Source organism: Sporolactobacillus sp. KGMB 08714 (assembly GCF_036598985.1).
GTDB lineage: Bacteria > Bacillota > Bacilli > Bacillales > Sporolactobacillaceae > Sporolactobacillus.
The window spans coordinates 46187-67952 of record NZ_JAUUBW010000005.1 but is presented as its reverse complement, the minus strand read 5'-3'; the positions used below and the strand labels follow the sequence as shown (position 1 = coordinate 67952).

The 21766-nt window shown below is 47.6% G+C and carries 21 protein-coding genes and 1 riboswitch; of the genes, 3 read left to right on the top strand and 18 right to left on the bottom strand.

What is annotated here, in order from left to right; all coding sequences use genetic code 11:
- Nucleotides 1-8 precede the first annotated feature (8 nt).
- The 5 genes from purB to Q6A92_RS03365 all read right to left on the bottom strand — a co-directional run bounded on the left by purB (nt 9) and on the right by Q6A92_RS03365 (nt 5420).
- On the bottom strand, nt 9-1307 hold the full coding sequence (purB, locus tag Q6A92_RS03385) for an adenylosuccinate lyase (protein WP_332237027.1): 1299 nt from the start codon (nt 1305-1307) through the stop codon (nt 9-11).
- Nucleotides 1304-2455 carry a 5-(carboxyamino)imidazole ribonucleotide synthase gene (gene purK, locus Q6A92_RS03380; RefSeq protein ID WP_274400986.1) on the bottom strand — a complete coding sequence of 384 codons (1152 nt, stop codon included), beginning with the start codon at nt 2453-2455 and terminating at the stop codon, nt 1304-1306. Before purK ends, purB begins: the two co-directional genes overlap by 4 nt.
- Nucleotides 2452-2910, bottom strand: a complete 459-nt coding sequence (gene purE, locus Q6A92_RS03375; RefSeq protein ID WP_332237064.1) for a 5-(carboxyamino)imidazole ribonucleotide mutase — start codon at nt 2908-2910, stop codon at nt 2452-2454. Before purE ends, purK begins: the two co-directional genes overlap by 4 nt.
- Before the next feature lie 332 nt (nt 2911-3242).
- Nucleotides 3243-3344, bottom strand: a riboswitch (purine riboswitch).
- Nucleotides 3345-3509: 165 nt separating this feature from the next.
- Nucleotides 3510-3788 (bottom strand): hypothetical protein, encoded by a 279-nt coding sequence (locus Q6A92_RS03370; protein WP_274400985.1) that lies wholly within the window; start codon nt 3786-3788, stop codon nt 3510-3512.
- A gap of 279 nt (nt 3789-4067) precedes the next feature.
- The gene (locus tag Q6A92_RS03365; RefSeq protein WP_274400983.1) at nt 4068-5420 is read right to left on the bottom strand and encodes an NCS2 family permease; all 1353 of its coding nucleotides are present in this window, start codon (nt 5418-5420) and stop codon (nt 4068-4070) included.
- Between the two features lie 497 nt (nt 5421-5917).
- On the opposite strand from Q6A92_RS03365, the gene Q6A92_RS03360 reads away from it, so the two are divergent.
- The gene (locus Q6A92_RS03360; RefSeq protein WP_332237026.1) at nt 5918-6925 is read left to right on the top strand and encodes a D-2-hydroxyacid dehydrogenase; all 1008 of its coding nucleotides are present in this window, start codon (nt 5918-5920) and stop codon (nt 6923-6925) included.
- Nucleotides 6926-7316: 391 nt separating this feature from the next.
- Here the strand turns inward: Q6A92_RS03360 and Q6A92_RS03355 are convergent, their stop codons facing one another.
- From Q6A92_RS03355 to Q6A92_RS03335, 5 genes are read right to left on the bottom strand one after another with little or no spacing between them, the layout of a single operon-like run.
- Nucleotides 7317-8291, bottom strand: coding sequence for a transketolase family protein (locus Q6A92_RS03355; protein WP_274400978.1), 975 nt, complete (start codon nt 8289-8291; stop codon nt 7317-7319).
- A complete protein-coding gene (locus Q6A92_RS03350; RefSeq protein ID WP_443029677.1) occupies nt 8288-9115 on the bottom strand; it encodes a transketolase in 828 nt (275 codons plus the stop codon). Before Q6A92_RS03350 ends, Q6A92_RS03355 begins: the two co-directional genes overlap by 4 nt.
- 6 nt (nt 9116-9121) lie before the next feature.
- Nucleotides 9122-10513, bottom strand: coding sequence for a PTS ascorbate transporter subunit IIC (locus Q6A92_RS03345; RefSeq protein ID WP_332237023.1), 1392 nt, complete (start codon nt 10511-10513; stop codon nt 9122-9124).
- Nucleotides 10510-10812: a PTS sugar transporter subunit IIB gene (locus Q6A92_RS03340; RefSeq protein ID WP_274400972.1), complete on the bottom strand. Its 303-nt coding sequence runs from the start codon at nt 10810-10812 to the stop codon at nt 10510-10512. The genes Q6A92_RS03345 and Q6A92_RS03340 overlap by 4 nt, the downstream gene beginning before the upstream one ends.
- A gap of 32 nt (nt 10813-10844) precedes the next feature.
- Nucleotides 10845-12947 (bottom strand): BglG family transcription antiterminator, encoded by a 2103-nt coding sequence (locus Q6A92_RS03335; RefSeq protein WP_332237022.1) that lies wholly within the window; start codon nt 12945-12947, stop codon nt 10845-10847.
- Between the two features lie 524 nt (nt 12948-13471).
- Between Q6A92_RS03335 and Q6A92_RS03330 the strand changes: the two genes are divergently transcribed.
- Nucleotides 13472-13795 carry a hypothetical protein gene (locus Q6A92_RS03330; RefSeq protein ID WP_274400968.1) on the top strand — a complete coding sequence of 108 codons (324 nt, stop codon included), beginning with the start codon at nt 13472-13474 and terminating at the stop codon, nt 13793-13795.
- Nucleotides 13796-13908: 113 nt separating this feature from the next.
- On the opposite strand, the gene Q6A92_RS03325 is transcribed toward Q6A92_RS03330, so the two are convergent.
- From Q6A92_RS03325 to Q6A92_RS03315, 3 genes are read right to left on the bottom strand one after another with little or no spacing between them, the layout of a single operon-like run.
- Complete coding sequence (locus Q6A92_RS03325) at nt 13909-14526, bottom strand: TetR/AcrR family transcriptional regulator (protein WP_274400967.1); 618 nt, start codon at nt 14524-14526, stop codon at nt 13909-13911.
- Entirely contained in the window at nt 14527-15333 is an 807-nt protein-coding gene (locus Q6A92_RS03320) for an ABC transporter permease subunit (RefSeq protein WP_274400966.1), read from the bottom strand.
- Nucleotides 15330-16229: an ABC transporter ATP-binding protein gene (locus tag Q6A92_RS03315; RefSeq protein ID WP_274400965.1), complete on the bottom strand. Its 900-nt coding sequence runs from the start codon at nt 16227-16229 to the stop codon at nt 15330-15332. Before Q6A92_RS03315 ends, Q6A92_RS03320 begins: the two co-directional genes overlap by 4 nt.
- Nucleotides 16230-16992: 763 nt before the next feature.
- Here Q6A92_RS03315 and tlp point away from each other — a divergent pair.
- Nucleotides 16993-17229 (top strand): small acid-soluble spore protein Tlp, encoded by a 237-nt coding sequence (gene tlp / locus Q6A92_RS03310; RefSeq protein WP_332237063.1) that lies wholly within the window; start codon nt 16993-16995, stop codon nt 17227-17229.
- 601 nt (nt 17230-17830) lie between these two features.
- On the opposite strand, the gene Q6A92_RS03305 is transcribed toward tlp, so the two are convergent.
- From Q6A92_RS03305 to rpiB, 5 genes are all read right to left on the bottom strand, one after another.
- Nucleotides 17831-18850 (bottom strand): NERD domain-containing protein, encoded by a 1020-nt coding sequence (locus Q6A92_RS03305; protein WP_332237020.1) that lies wholly within the window; start codon nt 18848-18850, stop codon nt 17831-17833.
- Between the two features lie 150 nt (nt 18851-19000).
- The gene (locus tag Q6A92_RS03300) at nt 19001-19354 is read right to left on the bottom strand and encodes a hypothetical protein (protein WP_332237018.1); all 354 of its coding nucleotides are present in this window, start codon (nt 19352-19354) and stop codon (nt 19001-19003) included.
- 360 nt (nt 19355-19714) lie between these two features.
- A complete protein-coding gene (locus Q6A92_RS03295; protein WP_332237017.1) occupies nt 19715-20584 on the bottom strand; it encodes a DUF4405 domain-containing protein in 870 nt (289 codons plus the stop codon).
- A 411-nt stretch (nt 20585-20995) separates the two neighbouring features.
- Complete coding sequence (locus Q6A92_RS03290; protein WP_332237015.1) at nt 20996-21235, bottom strand: hypothetical protein; 240 nt, start codon at nt 21233-21235, stop codon at nt 20996-20998.
- A complete protein-coding gene (gene rpiB / locus Q6A92_RS03285; RefSeq protein WP_274402201.1) occupies nt 21216-21668 on the bottom strand; it encodes a ribose 5-phosphate isomerase B in 453 nt (150 codons plus the stop codon). The genes Q6A92_RS03290 and rpiB overlap by 20 nt, the downstream gene beginning before the upstream one ends.
- Nucleotides 21669-21766 lie beyond the last annotated feature (98 nt).

The following is a 21766-nucleotide window of genomic DNA, read 5'->3' as shown; positions in this document are numbered from 1 at the left end:
CGCCCGTTTCAGTCATTCAAACCGAGACGTTCAAAAATGAGATTAACGTTTTTCAGATGATATGTTTCATCGAAGCAGGCGTCAATTTCATCCTGGGACAGCTTATCCGTGATGCGCTCATCCTGCTCGATCAGCTTTTTGAAAGGTGTTTCGGTTTCCCATGACTTCATGGCGTTCGGCTGAACAATATCATACGCCTGCTCCCGGCTCATGCCCTTTTCAATCAGTGCCAGCAGCACATGCTGAGAAAACGGGAGGCCGAATGTCCGTTTCATGTTGCGGCGCATATTTTCCGGGAAGACGGTCAGATTCTCAAGAATGCCGGAGAAGCGGTGCAGCATATAATCGAGAGAGATTGTCGCATCGGGAAGAATGATCCGTTCCGCCGACGAATGCGAGATATCGCGTTCATGCCAGAGCGGTATATTTTCATAGGCTGTCATCATATAGCCGCGGATGACACGCGCCATGCCGCACATGTTCTCGGAACCGATCGGATTGCGCTTATGGGGCATCGATGACGAACCTTTCTGGCCTTTTGCAAAACCTTCCTCGACCTCGCGGATTTCCGAACGCTGGAGGCCGCGGATCTCGACGGCAAACTTTTCAATCGATGTCGCGATCAGAGCCAACGTCGCCATATAATGTGCATGCCGGTCCCGCTGCAGCACCTGGGTCGAAATCGGCGAAGCCTTTAATCCGAGATGCTCGCAGACGTATTTTTCGACAGACGGATCAATATTCGCATAGGTGCCGACCGCTCCCGAAAGCTTGCCGACGCGGATGTCGTCGGCGGCTTCCCTGAACCGAGCAAGATTGCGTTTCATCTCTTCGTACCAGAGGGCCATAACCAGGCCGAATGTCGTCGGTTCGGCATGGACGCCGTGGGTCCGGCCCATCATCACGGTGTTTTTGTACTTTTTCGCTTTTTCGCGGATGACAGCGATAAAATGTTCAATATCCTTCAGTAAAAGAGCATTGCACTGCCGAAGCAGATAGGACTGTGCCGTGTCGACGACATCCGTTGACGTCAGCCCATAGTGCACCCACTTCTTTTCATCGCCGAGCGACTCCGAAACCGTGCGGGTAAAGGCAACCACATCGTGGCGCGTCATCTGTTCAATTTCATGGATGCGTTCCACCGTAAAGGTTGCGTTTCTCCTCAGTTTCTTAACGTCCTCCTTCGGAATTTCCCCCAGTTCAGACCAGCCTTCGCAAGCAAGAAGCTCGACTTCAAGCCAGGCCTTGTATTTGTTCTCTTCCGTCCAGATAGCGCCCATCTCCGGACGCGTGTAACGATCAATCATGAATTTAAACCCGCTTCCTGTTCAATTTTCCATATCCCTAATCTCTCTGCTTTATCTACGGCTTCCTGTACGGAGTCGCCCAGGATCGTCAGATGCCCCATTTTCCGGCCTTCTCTCGCCTCACTCTTGCCGTACAGATGCAAATGCGCATCCGATAAAAGTGAAAGGTTGTCCAGTACCGGCTGCAGATGCTCGCCGAGTATATTAACCATGATCACCGGTTTCAGAAGATCCGGACGGCCGAGCGGCAGGCCGCAGATCGCCCGAATATGCTGCTCGAACTGCGACGTCTCGCAGGCATTGATTGAAAAATGGCCGGAATTGTGCGGACGCGGCGCGGTTTCATTGACATAGACCGTGCCGTCTTTGCCGACAAACATTTCAACGGCAAGCGTGCCGACGAGATGGAGCGTCTCCGCAAGACGCAGCGCATAGCCGGCGGCTTCTTCGCGGAGTGCACCCGGTATTCTCGCCGGCACAATCGTGTGATGCAGAATATGATGGCGGTGTATATTTTCAGCAACGGGAAAAACCGATGTTTCCCCCGCCGTGCTGCGCACGACGATTACGGAAATTTCTTTTTCAAAAGGCAGCCATTTCTCAAGTTCGAACGGCACGCGGCCGATGTGCGGAAGCGCTTCCTTCAGATCGTCCTCCGACTGCAGCGTATACTGCCCCTTTCCGTCATAGCCGCCTTCTGTAGTCTTCAGTACGGAAGGAAAGCCGATTTCGGCAATCGCCGATCTCAATTCGCTTTCATTCCTGACGGGACAATAAGGAACCAGCGGAAGACCGGCCGCTTCGATCGCCGCCTTTTCATTAAGCCTGTCTTTCGTGATCTCAAGCAAATGCCAGCCCTGCGGGAGATAGCTGTGCTCCTGCAGATAATCGGCTGTCCCGACAGCGACGTTTTCAAACTCATAGGTCACAACATCCGCACATTCCGCCATTTTTCTTGCGGCTTCCGGATCATCGTATGGCGCCGTAATCGCTGTATCGGCGGCCTGAGCGCACGGACAGTCCTCCGTTGGATCGAGCACAGCAATGCGGTAGCCCATCTGTTTGGCAGCAATCGCCATCATCCGCCCGAGCTGGCCGCCGCCGAGAATGCCGATGGTCTGTCCCGGCAAAATGATCTTCCGCTTCAACTTAGATCACTTTCCTTTACTTTCTGTTCCAGCGATTGACGGTAACCGTCCAGCCGTTCTTTCAGCGATTCGTCGAACGCCGACAGAAAGCGGGCGGCCAGAAGCCCGGCGTTTGTCGCTCCGCTTGCGCCGATCGCCACTGTAGCAACGGGGATTCCTGCGGGCATCTGTACAATGGACAGCAGCGAATCGATGCCGTGCAGCGCTCTCGACTGCACCGGAACGCCGATCACGGGCAGGGTGGTCTTCGCCGCTACCATTCCCGGCAGGTGCGCCGCGCCGCCCGCGCCGGCGATAATCACTTTCAGGCCGCGCTCCCTTGCCGTCTCCGCATAGTGAAACATCAGATCCGGCGTACGGTGAGCCGAAATCACTTTTTTCTCATACGGGATCTCCATGTTCTCCAGAACATCACACGCATTTTTCATCGTTTCCCAGTCCGAGCTGCTTCCCATGATCACACCGACTGTTGCTTTACTCACAATGCTGCCTCCCCAAAACAATTTGTTAAAAGGGCAGAGATTTCCTTTGAACATATGGCATTAGAAAACCTGACTCCGCCAACCCTTTGGCACAGGCGAAGCCTTCGCTGTGCCGGCCGGGGGCAGCCTCATGCCGAAACAGGCCGCTGAACGCGGCGCGCACAGGACATTCGGCTGCTGCACGATTCTTCTAAAAATTTGTACGTGCTATAGAATAAAAAAAGCCCAGAACAGCCGCCTCTCCAAAAAAAAGAGAAAACAAACCGCCTGGTCTCCTAACCGCAGATCAGCGGTTCAAGCGACAGAACGTTATGATTTCCCTTCATAGTCCGGCAATTTCCGGTCGCCGGGTAGAAACAGATGGGCCATATTCCCAAAAATATATGAGGGTTTACATTCTTCTTTTTTGACACTCTCATCATATCAGCATCGTTCGGATTGTGTCAACCTAATAATCGAACATTGTAAGAGCAGCGAGACGGTATTGTTCGCCTTTTGTCTCCTAAATTCCGGAAAAAAGGGCAAATGCCCGTTATTCTTTGCCGGATGAGCGGGACGATACACCTTAGGATTCAGTGAATATAAAACGCCAAAGCCACAAATCCGAAGGTAATCAGTATCGATCCGGAGATATTGGTAATAACCTGTACGAGAAAGCTCGGCGTGTACTTCAACATCTTTCCTTCTATGGTCATCGCGATACTTGCCGAGTTGTCCTTTCCCTTTTCGTGCTCGGCATGGATCAGTAATTTTTTCCCTGCCGTTTTTATTTTTCGTGTCAGAATATAACCGGCAAACATCAGAGCGATGCCGGCGAGCCAGAACAGGATAGCCAGAATTAAAGAAACCATCGGTACTCACGTCCTTTTGGATTGATTATCCTTTATCATGGCTCAGCTTGTTCCCCGCTATGCGGCACGCCTCGCTTCAGATCAGAAAACTTCACCCGCGGCAGCCGGGGAGTCCTTATGCCCAGATTGCAGTACCTGATCGCCGGCTGATACTATAAAAGCGATACTTGCGGCATAAAAAAATTCCTCTTCGAAGTGCACAATCCCGGACTGCCGGACTTTGATGTTCGACTTAGGATAGTACAAAAAGAAAAGGAATTTTTTCAATCTGTTCCGGACTTAACCAAAAATCACTGCAAAGAAAATAATGAAGACGAAAAACAGGCCATACACAATCGGATGAATTTCTTTTGCCCGTCCGGAAGCAATCATGGTGATCGGATACGCGATAAATCCGAGAGCGATGCCGTCGGAAATGCTGTAGGTCAGCGGCATGCCAAGCACGGTCAAAAAGGCTGGAACGGCAATTTCGAATTTATCCCATTCAATTTTTTTCAGAGCGCTAGCCATCAGCACACCAACGATGATCAGGGCAGGCGCGGTAACCTGCGAAGTCACAACGGCCAGCAGCGGCGAGAACAGAAGGCCGAACAGGAACAGGATGCCGGTAACCACGGCTGTCAATCCGGAACGGCCGCCTACCGCAATACCTGTAGAGGATTCGATATATGCCGATGTCGGTGAAGTACCGAGCACCGAGCCGACAAGCATGGATGACGAATCGGCCAGCAGTGCCTGGCCGACACGGGGCATCTTGTTGTCTTTGATGAATCCCGCCTGTTCGGCAAGGCCGATCAAGGTGCCGGCGGTATCAAAGAATGTGACAAGCAGGAAGGTCAGGACTACGACGGCAAGCTGCACCGTATTAATGTCGGCGACATGGGTAATCGCCACGCCGAACGTCGGTGCCAGGCTGGGTGCCGTCGAAATAATCTGGGTCGGCAGCGGAATCAGGCCGAAAATCATGCCGGCAATCGCGGTCAGCGCCATGCCGATGAAAATGGAGCCTGGAATCTTCCGGCACATCAGAATGATTGTGACAATCAGGCCGAAAATGGTCAGCCAGGTCGTTCCCTTCGTCAGCATCGCGAAAGAAACGATCGTACTCTTACTGGGGACGATCAGGCCGCCCTCGCTCAGCCCGATAAAAGCGATAAACATCCCGATGCCGGCAGCCATCGCCAGTTTCATGCTTTGCGGAATGGCATTAATGATCAGTTCGCGAATTTTAAATATTGTAATAATGAAGAAAATAACCGCGGCAATAAAAACCCCTGCAAGGGCCGTCTGCCACGGAACCTTCATGCCAATGACAACGGAATAAGCAAAAAAAGCATTGACACCCAGGCCGGGCGCGATGGAAATCGGATATTTGGCAACAATTCCCATAATCAGACAGCCAAGCGCGCTGGACAGGGCGGTCGCCGTGAAGACCGCACCCTTGTCCATGCCAGAAGCGCCAAGCACGCTGGGGTTGACAAACAATATGTACCCCATTGAAATAAACGTTGTCAGACCGGCCAGCACCTCGCGGCCGAGCGTTGTTTTCAATTCAGAGAACTGAAAATAACGTGATAACCAATTGCTGTTCACAATAATCCCCCTTTTTAAATCGTCCCCATTTCCATTCATTGTCCATTTTCCCCCGGAGATACGGATGGATTCCTCCGGCTCTTCAGCACGAAATAGAGCATAAAAACAAAAAAAGCTTCAAAACACATTGAAGCATCCTATAAAGAATAAATGAACCGCCGCAGGAACCGAAAAAAATTTTAACGAATGCTCATAAAGATGGACGACTTTTTTTGCACATTCATTATAACAACGAGGCCGAGTAGAGTCAAACAAATTACGAACGTTTTTGTATATGAATTATAAATTGTTCGTGAATTCAGGATGATATCAAACCTGTGGGTAAAGCTTATCAAAATGTACAGCCGATTGCATGATTCTTTCGTGCATTAAAGCAGCATCCTGCTCACGCTTTAAATGAGAATCGTTTACACTGCAGATAAAATCATGTACGATGGATTTGTGAACCGATTCACAGATCATGGCAGATCTTAACCGTATTCTCCTGTACGGCTGAAATCCGGATTTGTGCTGAATTCAAAGGGAGGATCAAAATAATGAAATTTTTTATGTTCCACGTTATTAAAGAGGAAGAAGAAGCGGTCAAACGCTGGTCGGATCGGCATCATATCGACATCGGCATCTCCCGGGACGTCCTTTCAATCCGGACGGTTAATCAGGTCAAAGGCTGCGACGGCCTTTGTATACAGCAGACCGTGCCCGTCGGCGGTCCGGCCGTTTATCAAAAATTAAAACAATACGGAATCCGGCAGATTGCCACGCGCTCTGCCGGATACGATATGATCGACTTAAGAGAAGCAGATCGGAACGGTCTGACTGTCACGAATGTTCCGGCTTACTCTCCTTATGCAGTGGCCGAACTGGCCGTTACCCAGGCCCTGAGTCTTGTCCGCCGCATTCCCCAATTCGATGAACGGATCGCCCGCCACGATTTTCGCTGGAACGGCCTGATCTCACGGGAAATACGGTCCATGACCGTCGGCATCATCGGCACCGGACATATCGGTGCGATCGCCGCCCGGCTGTTTAAGGGGCTGGGGGCCCATGTCATCGCGTTTGATCAGTATCCAAACGAAAAATTAGCAGACATCCTCGACTACCGTTCTTCCATGGAAGACGTCCTTCGCGAGTCGGACATTGTTTCGCTGCATACGCCGCTATTCGACTCCACGACACACATGATCAATAAAAATACACTGAAATTAATGAAGAGCAGCGCATTCCTGATTAATATGGCACGCGGCGGCCTCGTCAACACCGACGATCTGATAGAGGCACTTGAAAACCGGGAGATCGCGGGCGCCGCATTGGACACCTTTGAAGATGAACGTTTCATTAATCAGGATCTGAGCCACGAAACAATCGACAATCCGCAGCTGTTGAAACTGATCCATCTGGATCAGGTGATCCTGACCCCCCATGTCGGGTTTTTCACAACAACAGCCGTTCAAAACATGGTCGAAGGCGGCCTGAACAGCGTTCTCGATATTTTAACGACAGGAACAAGCAAAAATCAAGTGCAGCCGCCGTCCAAAGAAAAATGAACAAATAAGACCAGTTAGTGAAAAACCGGGCACATGGTTGCCCGGTTTTTTTACTTGAGGCTTCTTGATTTATTGAAGATACAACCTGCTTCCCCGGCTCGGGACAGTCCTGATGACCTTATCCACCGGATTTCGGGAGAGCTATCGGCCGATTCAGGCGCTCTACCAGCCGAATTAGGGGTTCTATCGGCCAAATCAGGCGCTCTACCAGCCAAATCAGGGGCTCTATCGGCCGATTCGGGCGCTCTACCAGCCAAATCCGTGGGACTATCAGCCGATTCGGGCGCTCTATCGGCCAAATCAGGCGCTCTACCAGCCGAATTAGGGGCTCTATCGGCCGATTTTGGAAGCCATCCGGCCCTCACTCCGGCCGGGTAGCTCCGTTCTTCGTTTAGTCGAACAAACGACCGCCCTCTCCGTTCCCCGGAAGTTGAGCTTTAACCTTCCTGATAATATTTTCCACAGTTAACCCGTATTCTTGAAAGAGCTCTTCCGGGCTGCCGGTCTGACCGAATCTATCTGCAATGGCGACTTTTGCGACAGCCGCCGGATCATGTTCGGCAACAATTTCGGCAACAGCGGAAAATAGGCCGCCGAACATCGTATGCTCTTCCGCTGTCACTATTTTCCCGGTTTTCTTTGCGTAATGGAGAATCAATTCTTTATCAATCGGCTTGATCGTTGCAAAATTAAGAACGGCTGCGTGAATTCCATCGCGTCTCAGTCTTTCGGATGCCTCCAATGCGCGGGGAACCATGGCCCCCGTGGCCATGATGGCCGCATCCTCACCGTCTGCCAGTACTTCTCCCTTGCCGATATGAAAGGTGTAATCGGCTGAATGGATGATCGGCAGTTCCAGTCTGCTCAGGCGAAGATAGACAGGCCCGTCATACGCATATGCGGCTTCGACCGCCTGCTCCACTTCAACGGCATCGCACGGAACAATAACAGTCATATTCGGCACGCTCCGCATTAAAGAAATGTCTTCAATCGCTTCATGGCTGCCTCCATCTTTCCCGGCAGATAATCCGGCATGAGTCGCAGCAATTTTAACATTTAATCGGGGATAGGCAATGGAATTTCGAATTTGTTCAAAAGCCCGTTCTGTAGCGAACAATGCAAAAGTCGAGGCGAAAGGGACAAATTTGCAGGCGGCAAGGCCGGCAGCGGCCCCCATCATGTTTTGCTCAGCAATGCCCATGTTAAAAAAACGTTCCGGAAATGCCGTTCCAAATTTACAGGTTTTTGTCGACTCTGAGAGATCGGCATCGAGCACAACGACGTCCGGATGCTTTTTACCAAGTTCGAGCAATGCTTCTCCATAGGCATCTCTCAAGGCGACTCTTTCTGACTGTACTCCGGTCATACGGATGCCTCCAATTCTCTTAGTGCATTTTTGTATTCTTCTTCATTAGGCGCCTTGCCGTGCCAGGCCGCCTTATTTTCCATGAAGGAAACCCCCTTGCCTTTAACGGTATTGGCAACAATGGCCGTCGGCTGCTCTTTTATCATTTTTGCATTTTGAACAGCATCCTCAATCTGCTGAAAATCATGACCGTCAATTTCAATCACGTGCCAATTAAACGCCCTCAGTTTATCGGTTATCGGTTCGGTATTCATGACTTGACCGGTTGTTCCGTCAAGCTGAATCCCATTGTGATCAAGAAAAAGAATCAAATGATCTAATTTATATTTGGCGGCGCTCATTAACGTTTCCCAGATTTCGCCCTCTTCCATCTCACCGTCCCCGGCAAGTACATAGACATAATAATCTTTATGATTCAATTTCCCGGCCATGGCCATTCCGGCCGCAGCCGCAAATCCCTGTCCTAAAGAACCCGTCGACATATCAACGCCCGGTGCTTTTTTCATATCCGGATGTCCCTGAAGTTTTGAGCCGAATTTTCTGAGCGTCTCTAGCTCCCCGCGCGGGAAAAACCCTTTTTCGGCAAGAGCACTGTATAGAACAGGCGCTGCATGCCCCTTGCTCAATACAAATCTGTCTCTGTCCTCCCATTCAGGATCGTCTGCTTTAATATTCATCTCTTTAAAATAGAGATAGGAAACAATCTCCGCCGAAGAAAAGGAGCCGCCGATATGCCCGGATTTCGCATGATACACTGCATTAAGAACATCTATTCTCAGCCGGTTTGCCGTATTCTGAAGCGTTGATAAATCCAAGACGATCACCTCCTATTATTTTGCTGTATTTTCAATATTTTCTGCTGCATGCTCTTTACGGGTCCGCCGTCTAAGCAGCAGGCTGATGACCGCAAGAACCGCGATTAAAGCAAGCAGACCCCACAGTGGATTCGTCGTTGCCAATTTTGTCCATTTTGCAAAGGCCAATCCGGCAGTTGCATAGAACGGGTCGCCGAAAGTACTCCCTGTTTTTGCCAATGCCCCTGTGCTTGGAATCAGGAAACCGGTCCCGATGGCTAATGCGATACCAACGATAAACGGCCCGACGATTGCCCCCTTCCAGCCGCCGGTGCTGTTTCCGAAAATCCCTGCCGTGCCGCCGGCAAAGAATGCCGGTACAATACCCGGCAAAATGATATAGAGAGAATGAAAGCCCATTTGCGAGAACATTCCGATAATCATTCCGATAAACATCGAGATAAAACCCAGAAGCAGCGCGGTCGGTGCATAAGGAAACATGACCGGGCAGTCCAGTGCGGGAACAGCCCCGGGAACTACCTTTCCGGATATGCCGGAAAATGCCGGAATAATCTCGGACAGCATCATCCGAACGCCGGCCAGAATGACGGTTACTCCTGCAGCGAAGGTCAGGCCCTGCAGAACGGCAAACATGATCGGATCCGTGCTTCCGCTGATGTTTTTGGCAACATAGCCGTATCCGGCAATCAGCACGCAGATCAGGTAGATCGGGACCATTGTAACAGCCATACTTGTCGTCGAATCGCTGAAAAAGCTTAACCATTTAGGCAGTTTAAATTTTTCAGCGCTTTTTTCCGGGTTGCCGACGTATTTTCCGATCCATGCCGAAAACCAGTAGCCGATGTCCCCGGTATGCCCGACGGTGAACTTTTCTCCATTCGTAATCTTCTTCGAATAAGGGTACAAAAGAGTCGGCATAAAGGTAAAATAGAGACCCATGACGACGGCCCCCGCAATGAAAAGGACAAATCCGTTCAGGCCGGCGACGGATTGAAGAATGACGGTAACAAATAAGGAAACGTAAAGCATGATGTGGCCCGTCAGATAAATAAACTTAAATTTGGTAAACCGGGCAAGCAAAATATTAATCGCAAACCCGCCGACCATGATCAGCGCGCCCATAGAGCCGAAATTCTTGAGAGCGTAGGGAAGCACTGCTTCATTCGTCGGCATAATTCCCTGAACGTTCAGCCCGTGATTAATAATCGTGCCAAACGGCGTCAATGAACCGGAGAGAATGCCCGCCCCTCCTGAAATGATCAGCACACCGATAATGGTTTTCAGTGTACCTGTTATTATTTTGGTCGGATGCTTTTTTAACAGGATCAGCCCAGTCATTGCGACAACGCCCAGGAGAATTGCCGGAACGGAAAGAATTTGGAAAACAATGAATTTTAAGACGATCATAGCTGATCACTCCCTATTATTTTCATTTCAAATAGTTTCTTTTTCAGCTTTTCTTCTATCTCATCCTTTTTGAAAAAATTCTTAATAATGATTATTTTCGACGGATCCACGTGAGACAGCGATTCCCGTAATTCATCGACAGTGATGATGAAATCAAAATTTTCGCCGACAATGGAAGCTACTCCGGCCGTTTCCACATCATAATCAACGCCTAAAGTATCCAGAATATTTTGTACGTGAATTTTAGCGATCATGCTGCTTCCGAGTCCCTGCGGGCAAACCGTATAGATTTTCAGCATCACAATCAACCTCCCTTGAGATAAATAAAAAGCTAAATAATGTTTGAACTATTTTGAATAATATTGACAACCTCTTCCGGAGTAGCAGCACTTTTGATTTTTTGTACGTTTTGTTCGTCTCCGAATAAATTGACCAGCTCCGATAAAGCTTTAATATGGCTTGTATGATCCGCCGAACAGATACACACAACAATGACAACAGGATCGTTTTCTTTATTCCCAAAAGGAACCGGATGGGAAAGGGTCATTAAACTAAATCCTGTTTTTTTGGCCCCCGCTTCAGGTCTTGCATGCGGCATGGCGATACCGGGGGCGACAACGATATAGGGCCCGATTGTTTTCACCGATTGAACCATGGCATCGACGTAACTTTCATCTGCAATATCCGAACGAACCAGCAATCGCCCGCATTGCCGAATAGCATCCTCCCAGTCCGATACGCGGACCTGTGTTTGAATAACATCCTTTGTCAGAATTTCTTTCAACATGAGGACCTTTCCCTCCTTTTCATGAGGTTGATCAAGAACTTCTTTCAGTTCCCGCCGCAATTTATTCTCATCGATAATTCTGCAGTTCTGTGTAACCACATCCATAATTTTCAAATATATTTGCTTATCTTCCCGTATTCTTTTCGGCTTCAGAAAAGGCCGAAGCTTATGAATATCCTTCTCTTTAAGAAGCGGGTTGACAATAATCGTTTCCACACCTAGGTGCGACGCGGGAATGGTCGAGACGACAAGATCAACGGGATGCCGGTTCAGAAAATCATTGGCCCGATGTATGCCGATACAGGCAACGATATGGACATTAAAAATCATTTGAAGCCGCGTCGAGAGAATCTGTGAGGATCCGATCCCTGTACTGCAAATAACCAGGACATTGGCAGTCTTCTGAATGATTGCCTGTTTTTTCCGTTCCAGGGCCGCAGCAATATGAAGCACAAAATAACCCGCCTCATCGTGCGTCACTTTACCGCCGGTGAACTTCTCAACAGGTGCCAGCGCAGCCTGCATTTTAGTGAGAAGTTCCTGATAGTTTTCCCGTATTTCTTTCATGAGCGGATTCCGCAATTGTGTATCATGCTGCAATCGATAAAGCACCGGACCTATATGGTCAATTAATCCCTGGTATAAAATCCTGTCTCCGGACAAATCGTTGCCAAGCAGGCGGCTCATCGACCCAATGATCGATTGTGTCAAAATTTCGTATTTAGGATTTGAGGGACCGTTGCCATTCTGGATGCTGCTCGCCCCAAGCAGATGCACTGTAATGTAACCGATTTCATCCATGGGAATTTCCAGATGAAACTGTTTTCCCAACATTCCGGCAATGCTCGATGCAACTGAAAACTCTCTCGTTTTCGAAAGCGTTTCCAATTCATTAGCTGAAATAGTAATGTCTTTGCCGCCTTGGATTCTTTTAATCGCCATAGCGATATGCAGAACAATTCCGGAATAAGCCGTATCTGAAAAAAGAAGGTTCAATTCATGCTCCGCTGCCTGAATGCATTTTTCGATAAAATGAATATCTATATCGGTAAAAATATTTAAAAACTTCTTTTCAAGCCCCAATTCTTTGTGATTGACCACCTGATTCTGGATATCCTGAACCATTGTCTCCTGCTGAAAATGTTCTGAGATGATCGAAAAGAGAATCCGGCGTATTTTTTTCTCTTCCCCGACAATTCGAACACCCTCATGTTTCTTCGAATCGATAAAAATGTTAAAAGGGCCCAAATATTCTCTTATCTCTTTCAAATCCGACATAATCGTGTTTCTGGATACACATAGCTCGGCGGCCAGCTGCTGGATCGTCGTATAATTTCGATTGGCGATCAAATCGGCCAGGATATACTGTTTTCTTTCTTCAGGCGCCAGTACATATTGATAATTATCCATTCTCAACAACGTATAATTAAGAATCGGCAAATGTCGGGCAGTAAAATTGGTACTGATTCCCGCTTTCGTGCGAATAAGTTTCGGCAATTTTTCGCTTATTAAAAATTGATCAATTTTCTTCAAATCATAACTGACTGTTCTCTGACTAACATGAAGATCGGCAGATAATTGTTTAACAGTGATAGGAACTCCGGAATTCCTTAATTGAACAAGTATTTGTGCGCACCTGCTGTCCAATGCTCTTCCTCCCTTCATTTCAAGTATATGACCGGATCTGCTGCCGGAAAAGACCAATATCATTCAATCCCAAAGGTGCAATTTTTAACTATATGGAAACGTTTTCATTCTGGTCCAGGGTATTAAAGAAGCAAAAAACGGCAGCCGATCGGAAACGGATGTCTCAGATAAGAGAGCAGCGGACATTTTACCGGCCGAGTGGCTCCTTTCTTCAGTTTAGTCGAACAAAGGGCCGCCCTCTTCATTCTCCAGAAGTTGAGCTTTAACTTAATAGGAGGTAGATTCAGGGATATGAGAAATGTCTATCAATCATTCTGCCGGCACTCGCTTCGACACCGCCCCTGCCTGATTTCATTCAAATTTCCTATACTCTGATCAGACATTTTTCTTCTTATTTAAATTAATATCCTCTCCAGCTTAGGACGATTGCATGGCCGACAGTGTTCTGAAAATCGGCATCCTTCTCATTGGCGCTTGACGCTTCTGCTGATATAATGAGAACATATGGCGGGAGATGACGATTTATGTCAAGTGAACTTCAGATGGTGATGCAGGCGCTCAAAGAACTGGATCATGATATGAAATCGCTTAATCAAAAAATGGATGGCTTAACCAAACGGATGGACAGGCTTGATCAAAAAATGGATGGCTTGGCCGGACGGATGGGCGGACTCGATCAAAGAATGGACACGCTGGAGCAAAGCGCGAAGTCGGAAATGGCCGGGCTCAGGCAGGACATGGAAGACAAACACTTCGATATTCTGGATAAAATCGATATTATGCGTGAACAGGCATTCCACACGGAACAGGAAGTCAAAAGAATGAAGCGGAAGGTCGGACTGAATTAAAAGGTTCGCTTCTGAATCAGCCTCGATTTCCGCTTCAATTAACAATTATTCAGCTTTTGTTTTCAAATCGTTTTTTCTGATTTTTCCCGAATATTTTTAGCGTTCTTCTATCCTTATTCCTGCTTATCTTTCAGCAGTCCCCGCAGGCTCATTGAGAGCATCGCCAGGAACTGATCGACAAAAGGCCTCATATCTTCGATTCCCGCATCGGGGTGAAGCTTAAAGTAGCCCATGGACCGAGTCGAATAGTAGTAATAATGGGATTGAAGAACATCCTGCAGCGTCTCGATATTGACATCGTCTTTCAGATCAATTCCGTCAATCACTTTTTTAAAAACCTGCGAAGCCATCGATTCAAGCTCTCTGAACAGATCCGCCATTTTATCGGTTAATTTCCCCGGCGGACGCGTAAGGGCGATAACGACCAGCCTATAAATATCCGGATAATGCTTGCAGAACAAAAATTCCTGTTCAACAAATCTCTTTAATTCTTCAATTACATTGTTCGTTATTTTCACTTTACTGAAATCCAGTTCTTTAATTGAAAAATCGATGGCAAAGCGAACACTTGCTTCATAGAGCTTTTCCTTAGACTTATAGTAATGGAAGATCAGCCCTTTTGATGTTCCCGCCGACTTTGCTATCTGATTCGTCGACGTTCGTTCAAAGCCTTTTTCGGCAAATTCATGAATCGCAGCCTCTAAAATCGCTTTTTCTTTCGATGCCTCCATTTATGCTTTCAAATCCTTCCTCCTGTAAATCCAGAATGCCAGCAGCAGAGAAACAACCAGCACAATCAGATCGGTCACAATATATTTCCACTGCAGGCCGTTCTTGAACACACTGCTCGGAAGTGCCGTATCCACCGGCGAAAAATAGACAAGAGCCTGAAATTTATCCTGCAGTTTGCCGACAACGCCAAGGATAAAAGTCAGGAAAACCAGGGCGAGCGATAACGAAGTGGCCGATTTATTCGAGGACAGCAGCGATGACAGGAAAAAGCCAACGCTGAAGAATGTCAGCCCCATCACCCATCCGGCAAAAGTCAGCAGAGAAAAATCTTTAAACAAATTCGAGACTGAAGCGGTGGATTCTTTAAAAATCAGACAAACAAGAAAAGCGATGATCATGGTGACAAGCCAGTATAAAGTATAAAAAAGTGCATTAGCCAGCATTTTTAATGAAACAATGGAAACGCGTGAAATCGGTTGAGCGTACAGATAGCTGATGGTTCCTTCCGACTCTTCCCGGGCGAGTGCATTCAGGCCCAGTGTTGCCGCAAATATTCCGGTCGCAATCATTACATATTGAAACTCATAGCCAAAATAACCTTCAATCGATGCCAGAGCCGACATGTCCGATATATTAAATGCCTTCAGCATCTCTTTAGGCATCGACTTTAAATCGATCTGTTGAAGTCCCATATCTTTCATCGATGGGAACAGAGAAACAAGACCCAATGTCAGCAGGCCGACAACAATGATCCAGATCAGCAGCGTTTTGACATGAGTTTTACATTCCAGTCTGAAAAGTGTCATACTCTCTCCGCCTCCTGATTTTCATACATCGACATGAACTGCTCCTCGAGATCGCGGTTGTCGACCGTCACATCGTCGAGATCGTGCGAAAGTTCCGATAAGAGAGCAAAAAGCGGAGCAAGCTCTTTTTCATAAACAAAACGTGCCTCGCGTTCGCCATGCCTGATGCATTGCGCCCCGATTGCCTCCATCCGTTCAATCGGAAGGCTTGCCCCCTGCAAAGTAATAATCTTCACTTTTTTGTTGATCGTCGTCAGATCTTCGACACCGACCAGATGCCCAGCTTTGATAAACGCGACTTTAGAACAATAATCTTCAACTTCTTTGAGGTTGTGACTGGAAAGAAAAACTGTCACACCCTGCTTCTGTTTTTCCTTCAGGAGTCTGAAAAGCCGTGCATGCATCAGCGGATCCAGTCCGTTGGTCGGCTCATCCAGAATCAGCAGCTCAGGATTATGGATCATTGCGCAGACTATCGCTACTTTTTTCTTATTTCCGAGTGAGAGCTCGCCGAACTTTTTCTTCAGGTCGATGTCAAAAAGCTTGCAATATTTTTTCAGCTCCTCTTTGTCTTCGTCCAGATGATGAAAATCGAGCGTGTAGCGGATCAAATCATGCACCCGAAGCTGCGGATAAAAACGAACATCGCTCGGGACGTAGCCAATCCGCTTCTTCACGGCCACATCGGCTCCCGGCATGTCCTTCCCGAACAGCTTAATATTCCCGCCGTTGTGTTTGATGAAATTCAAAGTCATGTTCATCGTCGTTGATTTCCCCGCCCCGTTCGGACCGATAAAGCCGAATAATTCGCCCGGCTCAACGGTTAACGACAAGTCTTTCACTGCAGCGAATTTTCCAAAATATTTACTGATGTGTCTCAATTCAATAACCGGCACTGCCCATCACTCCTTTTCAGCCCATATTGACCATGCGATCGACATCAATTTATCACACATTGACCCATTGGTCAATATAATATTTTTACTGCATTTTTATAACTGAGAAAGTCCTCATCACGTGCAAAACATCCCTCATCATCACTTTTAATGTTTCCTTTTTTGATGGATTTAGAGAGCGCATAAAAAATAAATCGAACCATCTTACAAAAATCAAACGGTACAAGTTAAACAGATGATCCCTCCATGTCTTCGCCGGCGTGCCGTCAACTGCATAAAATTTTTACGGAAAAACGCAGCAGGGCAGCCGAAAAAAGGGCCCGTTTTCACAAACATCGGCAGCCGCAGAGACTATGGTGCAGTACACTGTCAGCGGACGCAGACAGAAACGATTGCCCACTGTCCGATCCCGATAAAACAGCAGATAAACGACTTCCTTCCGTGGTGCAAATTTTCCAATGTCGCCGGCCGGTTCAACCGTTTAGCATTTGCCGACATTGTTTCCGTGTACCGGTGCCATTGATTTATGGAAAACCTGCAACCATGCCATGAGCGTCATCGGCTTTATAACTGAACCGGGATGAGGATCATCATGCCGCGATTGCTTTCCTGAGATATAAAATTTTCGGATGGCGTGGTCCGGTTAAGGCACACAAAGGTTCGACCGCTTTGCAATCGCATTCGGAAATTGACTTTTTGAAATGCAACCAGGTACATATTCCATTTTCCCGGTGGCATACTAAGGAGCACTTTACGAGGAGGGATTACCATGGCGAAACCGGACGATCGTTCGGACAATGCGGAAAAAATTGCAAAAAATATCGGTGATACACTTGAGAACATGAACGAAGCCCGTGATTATGTCAAAGCGCACGGTAATGAAATGAGCGAAAACGAGAAACGTCAGATTCATGAAAAAAATCAGCGGCGTGAAGAAAGCATCCACGGGCTTCGCGAAGAAATCAAAGACGAAGCAGCCTACAGCAAAACAAACAAATAAGCCATCGCCCGGCGCCCGGTCTGTTTTCAACGCGGACCCGGGTGCTTTTTTCATAAATGGTGCCAAGCGCAGAACCGTGTCGACTGCTATTGATCCGAACTTACCGGCTGGCGGTTAATTGGGGCGGGAGGATCAGGCGTGGATGAGCGTTTTTCGGTCATTAGGCAAGAGTTATCGGTCGTGATCGGGTGTTTTTCGGTCAGCGCAGGCTTTTTCGGTCGGGGTCACGCGTTTTTCGGTCGTTAAGCGTAGGTTATCGGTCGCGGCCAGACGTCTTTCGGTCGGCAGGCGAGAGTTATCGATCGTGATCGGGTGTTTTTCGGTCGGCGCAGGCTTTTTCGGTTATGACCGCGCGGTTTTCGGTCGGCAAGCGCGTTTTATCGGTCGTGAACGTACGTTTTTCGGTCGGCAGGCGAGAGTTTTCGGTCATGATCAGACGTTTTTCGGCCCGCGCAGGCTTTTTCGGTCATGACCGCGCGGCTTTCGGTCGGCAAGCGCGTTTTATCGGTTGTGAACGTACGTTTTTCGGTCGGCAGGCGTAGGATATCGGTCGTAATCAGACGTTTTTCGGTCCGCGCAGCTTTCGGTCGGTAACCTGTTGTTATACCGGATTTTCATCCCAGGGCGCTTCTCGTTCATCACTACTTTCGTCAATCAATAATTGAAATGACAAGTAATAGATCCGTGTCCTTTTTTCACCTCTATAGTGTAAGGACACTGTCTGAAGCAGCTTTTTAGCGATTACGGCAGATTCCAGCATCAGAAAATCTCTGCATTGTCGGTTCGTAATCACAGGTCCGAATATTAAAAAATAATCACGAAATGCAGCAATATGAGCTGTTTTCGAAACATGCCCACATGAAGTGCAATGCCAGATCCCATTTTCTCTTTTCATCGGAAAAAATCCACAATCAGGGCACTGAACGCCTCTGATGATGTCGCTGCGGCGGACAGAAGAGAACGAGAACAGATCGATAATCCGAGGTTGATGCTGCAAGAGCAGTGTTCTTGCCATTTTTTCTACAGACCCGATATCTAAACTTTTTTTGAAACATTGCCGGTTCAAATTCATTAATTCTCTCGTAAGATTTGATTTACGCACAATTTTTTTGATTCGAAGATCTTTTAAATCAGTCACTTGCAGTCTGGCAGGAGAAGCAATGACCACACGATCGGCAACTGGCAGCGCCGGACTGCCACCATGCACATCCAGCCACTCAATCAATTGCACATTTAAATTCTCCGCCTGCGAAATTGGATCGTCAAAGACATCTGTTGTCTGATCCAGTTCCCGTATCAGCTGGGATAATTCAGTATCAAAAATCAGCGTCCCCATAATGTTTTTTACCTCTAAAATTAGAAAAAATCGGGGACACAGAATAAGAAAGTCAATTTGAAAATAATGCGAGCCGTTGGACAAACGCAGATTGTGAATAATGAAGAATTTCTTATCGGGGAGAGCACTGAGCAGGTAATCAAGGGACCGTTCGCCACGATATCCGGCCATTCCTTTTTTAAAGCGGGATTCAGCATCAGTCCTTGGAACAACAGGAGTCAGTCTTCTGGAAAGGGCCTCATATTGCTGGACATGATATGGAATTTTAATTTTTTTTAGATACATTTAAGCACCTCACTTTCCTTTAATCTTAATTATTTTCGGTCCGGCAATCGCCACATCCTTCCAAAAAAGTTATATAAAAGAAGATATTTTGTGACGTTTTGCTCAGCATTTAGTCTGCAACCATTCCTACTGGCCGCCATGAATGATTTATCAATCAGGGCGCGTAGGGTATTGGTCGCGATCAGACGGTTTTCGGTCGACGCAGACCTTTTCGGTCGTGAACGCATGCTTTTCGGTCAGTAAGCGAGTTTTTTCGGTCGTGGTCGCGCTTTTTTCGGTCGGCATGCGTAGGGTATCGGTCATAATCAGACGGTTTTCGGTCTGCGCAGGCTTTTTCGGTCGTGAACGCACTTCTTTCGGTCCGCACAAGCTTTTTCGGTCCCGGCCGCACGGTTTTCGGCCGCCGGCCTGTTTTGGTCCTTGATTTTCATCCCAGGGCGCTTCTCGTTCATCACTGCCTCCGTTAATTAACCATTGAAGCGACAAATGATAATCCTGCTTCATAGCGTGGAACCGCTGTCTGAGGCAGTTTTTTAGCAATTACGGCATCAAAACAGCTCCTGTATTGTCGGTTCGCGAACACGGACCCAAATATTCAAAAATAATCATGGAGCCGGCAATATAAGCTGTTTCCGAAACATGGCCCTATGAGAAGCAAAATCCGGCATCAAAGAAAAAACCGGCAGGTGAAATCCGATTGGTTATCGAATCTCAGCCGCCGATCATGTGTATAAAAAATTATTCTGTTTTGCCTCTTAAATCTTTTTTGATCTTTACCTATGGCGTAAGCAATTTTAAAATCCGTTCAATTTTCTAAAATAGCCCCTAAAATTCTGAATGCATGTGGGAGGATCCTTATTTGTCTTAGGCCAATTTTCTTTTTCTCTTTTTTAAAGTCAGTTTTCTGATATAGTAAGTGATCACGACAAATACGGCCGTAACGGCTGAATAGGTAATGATAACGTCAAACGCATCCGCGCTTCCGCCGTTATGTTCAGTTCCCTGAATCCGGTTTCCATTATTTAAATCCGGCCTTTGTCCGTTTGTAAATCCCGGTGTTTGCCCATCTGCAAATTTCGGTTCCTGTCCGCCGGTGAAAGATGGCCTTTGTCCACTATCAAAGTTAAAATTCCGTTGTCCCGCCGTCATTCCGCTGCTGCCTCCGCTAAAAACGGAAGTCACACTTGCCACCCGATTGACAAATCCTGTTTGCTGGATCTCATAGACGCCAAATATAAAAATGAGCGCCGCTGCTATTTTAGCCGCATATCCGATCCATTTCTTTTTTGATTTATATTGGATCATTTTTTTGAACACGTTCACAATCCATTGCCAATGGATGCCGATATGAACGCCGACTAAAATTATCGTCAGAAATGAGAAAGCGGTATGAGCAGTCCTGAACCAAATTTCATTTCCAAGATTGATGTTCGGAAAAACGACTCTGGAGATAACGATTCCGCTAAAAATAACAAAACACATGGAGATTAGCAGCAAAAGATTCAGCGCATAATTTCCGCGCGTTTTCCACGGCAGATTTTTGTTGAATATTTTCATTGTTACATTTTTTACCCAGTTTAAATTCAGCGAAACATGTGTAAAGAATATTACCGCAAAAATAAGCCCCGCGATTTCATGATAGGCCAGCCCTCCCAGAACACGGGTATTGAAAAACAGAAGAAACATAATTGCCATAACGATATCAATAGCGAACTGAATATAATTCTTTTTCATAGTCCTTATTCACTCCAAACTTCTTTCTTGATACAAAAAATATAATCGTATCTTCTTAATTTTCTCTTAAGGACCTATGTAAAAATTATTTTAGTTTCGCATGATAGAAAGTGTTTCTTATAAATTAAAAGATTTTTCCTTTCAATAATCGTCGTTCAGTCAATCGGAACGCACTCAATTTGATTTCAGAACGCAATGCAGCATTTTGTGGTTCAGGCAGTCGGTCTGACGAGCTATTTCCGACTTTCGGCAGGCAATTGTTTGAATGATTATCTTTCTATAAGAAGGATTCCCGCGCCCGGCAGCCGGATTCTAAGGTAACTGAGTCAAAAGTCGATCCATTTTCAGAAATATGGTCACCTAAACGCAGCGAAAAATCAGCTGTGGACCATTCAAAATTCAACTGATCAATCAATTCAAATGAATCAGCAATTCGCCGGCTCTTTGATTGTCGGCCACCTCTGACGCAAGGGCAAAAAAAACGGGAGAACCGGCCAGCCGGATCCCCGAAATGAAGCCGATCCAAGGGATCCGTCCCGCCGTTCTCTCGTTTGCGTCTCTGTTTCCGCCTTCCCGGATACAGCGGGGGAAGGCGCCGTTCCTTGCGGGGCCGATGCCGGAATGGAACCGGTCAGCCGAGCGTTTCTCCATGCTCGATCCTGGCAACCAGGGCGAGGCGCCGTTCATGCCTTCCGCCCTGCGGCTTCGCACGCAGCCAGGCATCGACGATCATCTTGGCCAGCTCCGGGCCGACGACCCGGGAACCAAAGGCTAAAATATTGGTATGATTGTGCGCACGGGACATCTGGGCGGAATACGGGTCGCTGCAGGCAGCCGCCCGAATGCCGGGCACTTTATTGGCGGCAATGGAGATGCCGATCCCGGTCCCGCAGATCAGGATCCCTAAATCCGCTTTTTTCTCCACCACATCCTGCGCCACCTTTTGGGCATAAAGGGGATAATCCGTACTTTCACGGGAAAAAGTGCCCTCGTCCAGGACTTCGATCTGTTTTTCTTTCAGGTAATCGACGATCGTCGGCTTCAGATCAAAACCGGCATGATCGCATCCGACCGCAATTTTCATGATCCACACCCCTCATTGACTCTTTGATTTTCAACCGGCGGCTCCGGCAGCAGGGCCCGCTTCGTTCCGATCCCTCCTGACCGGCGGATTCCCCGGCC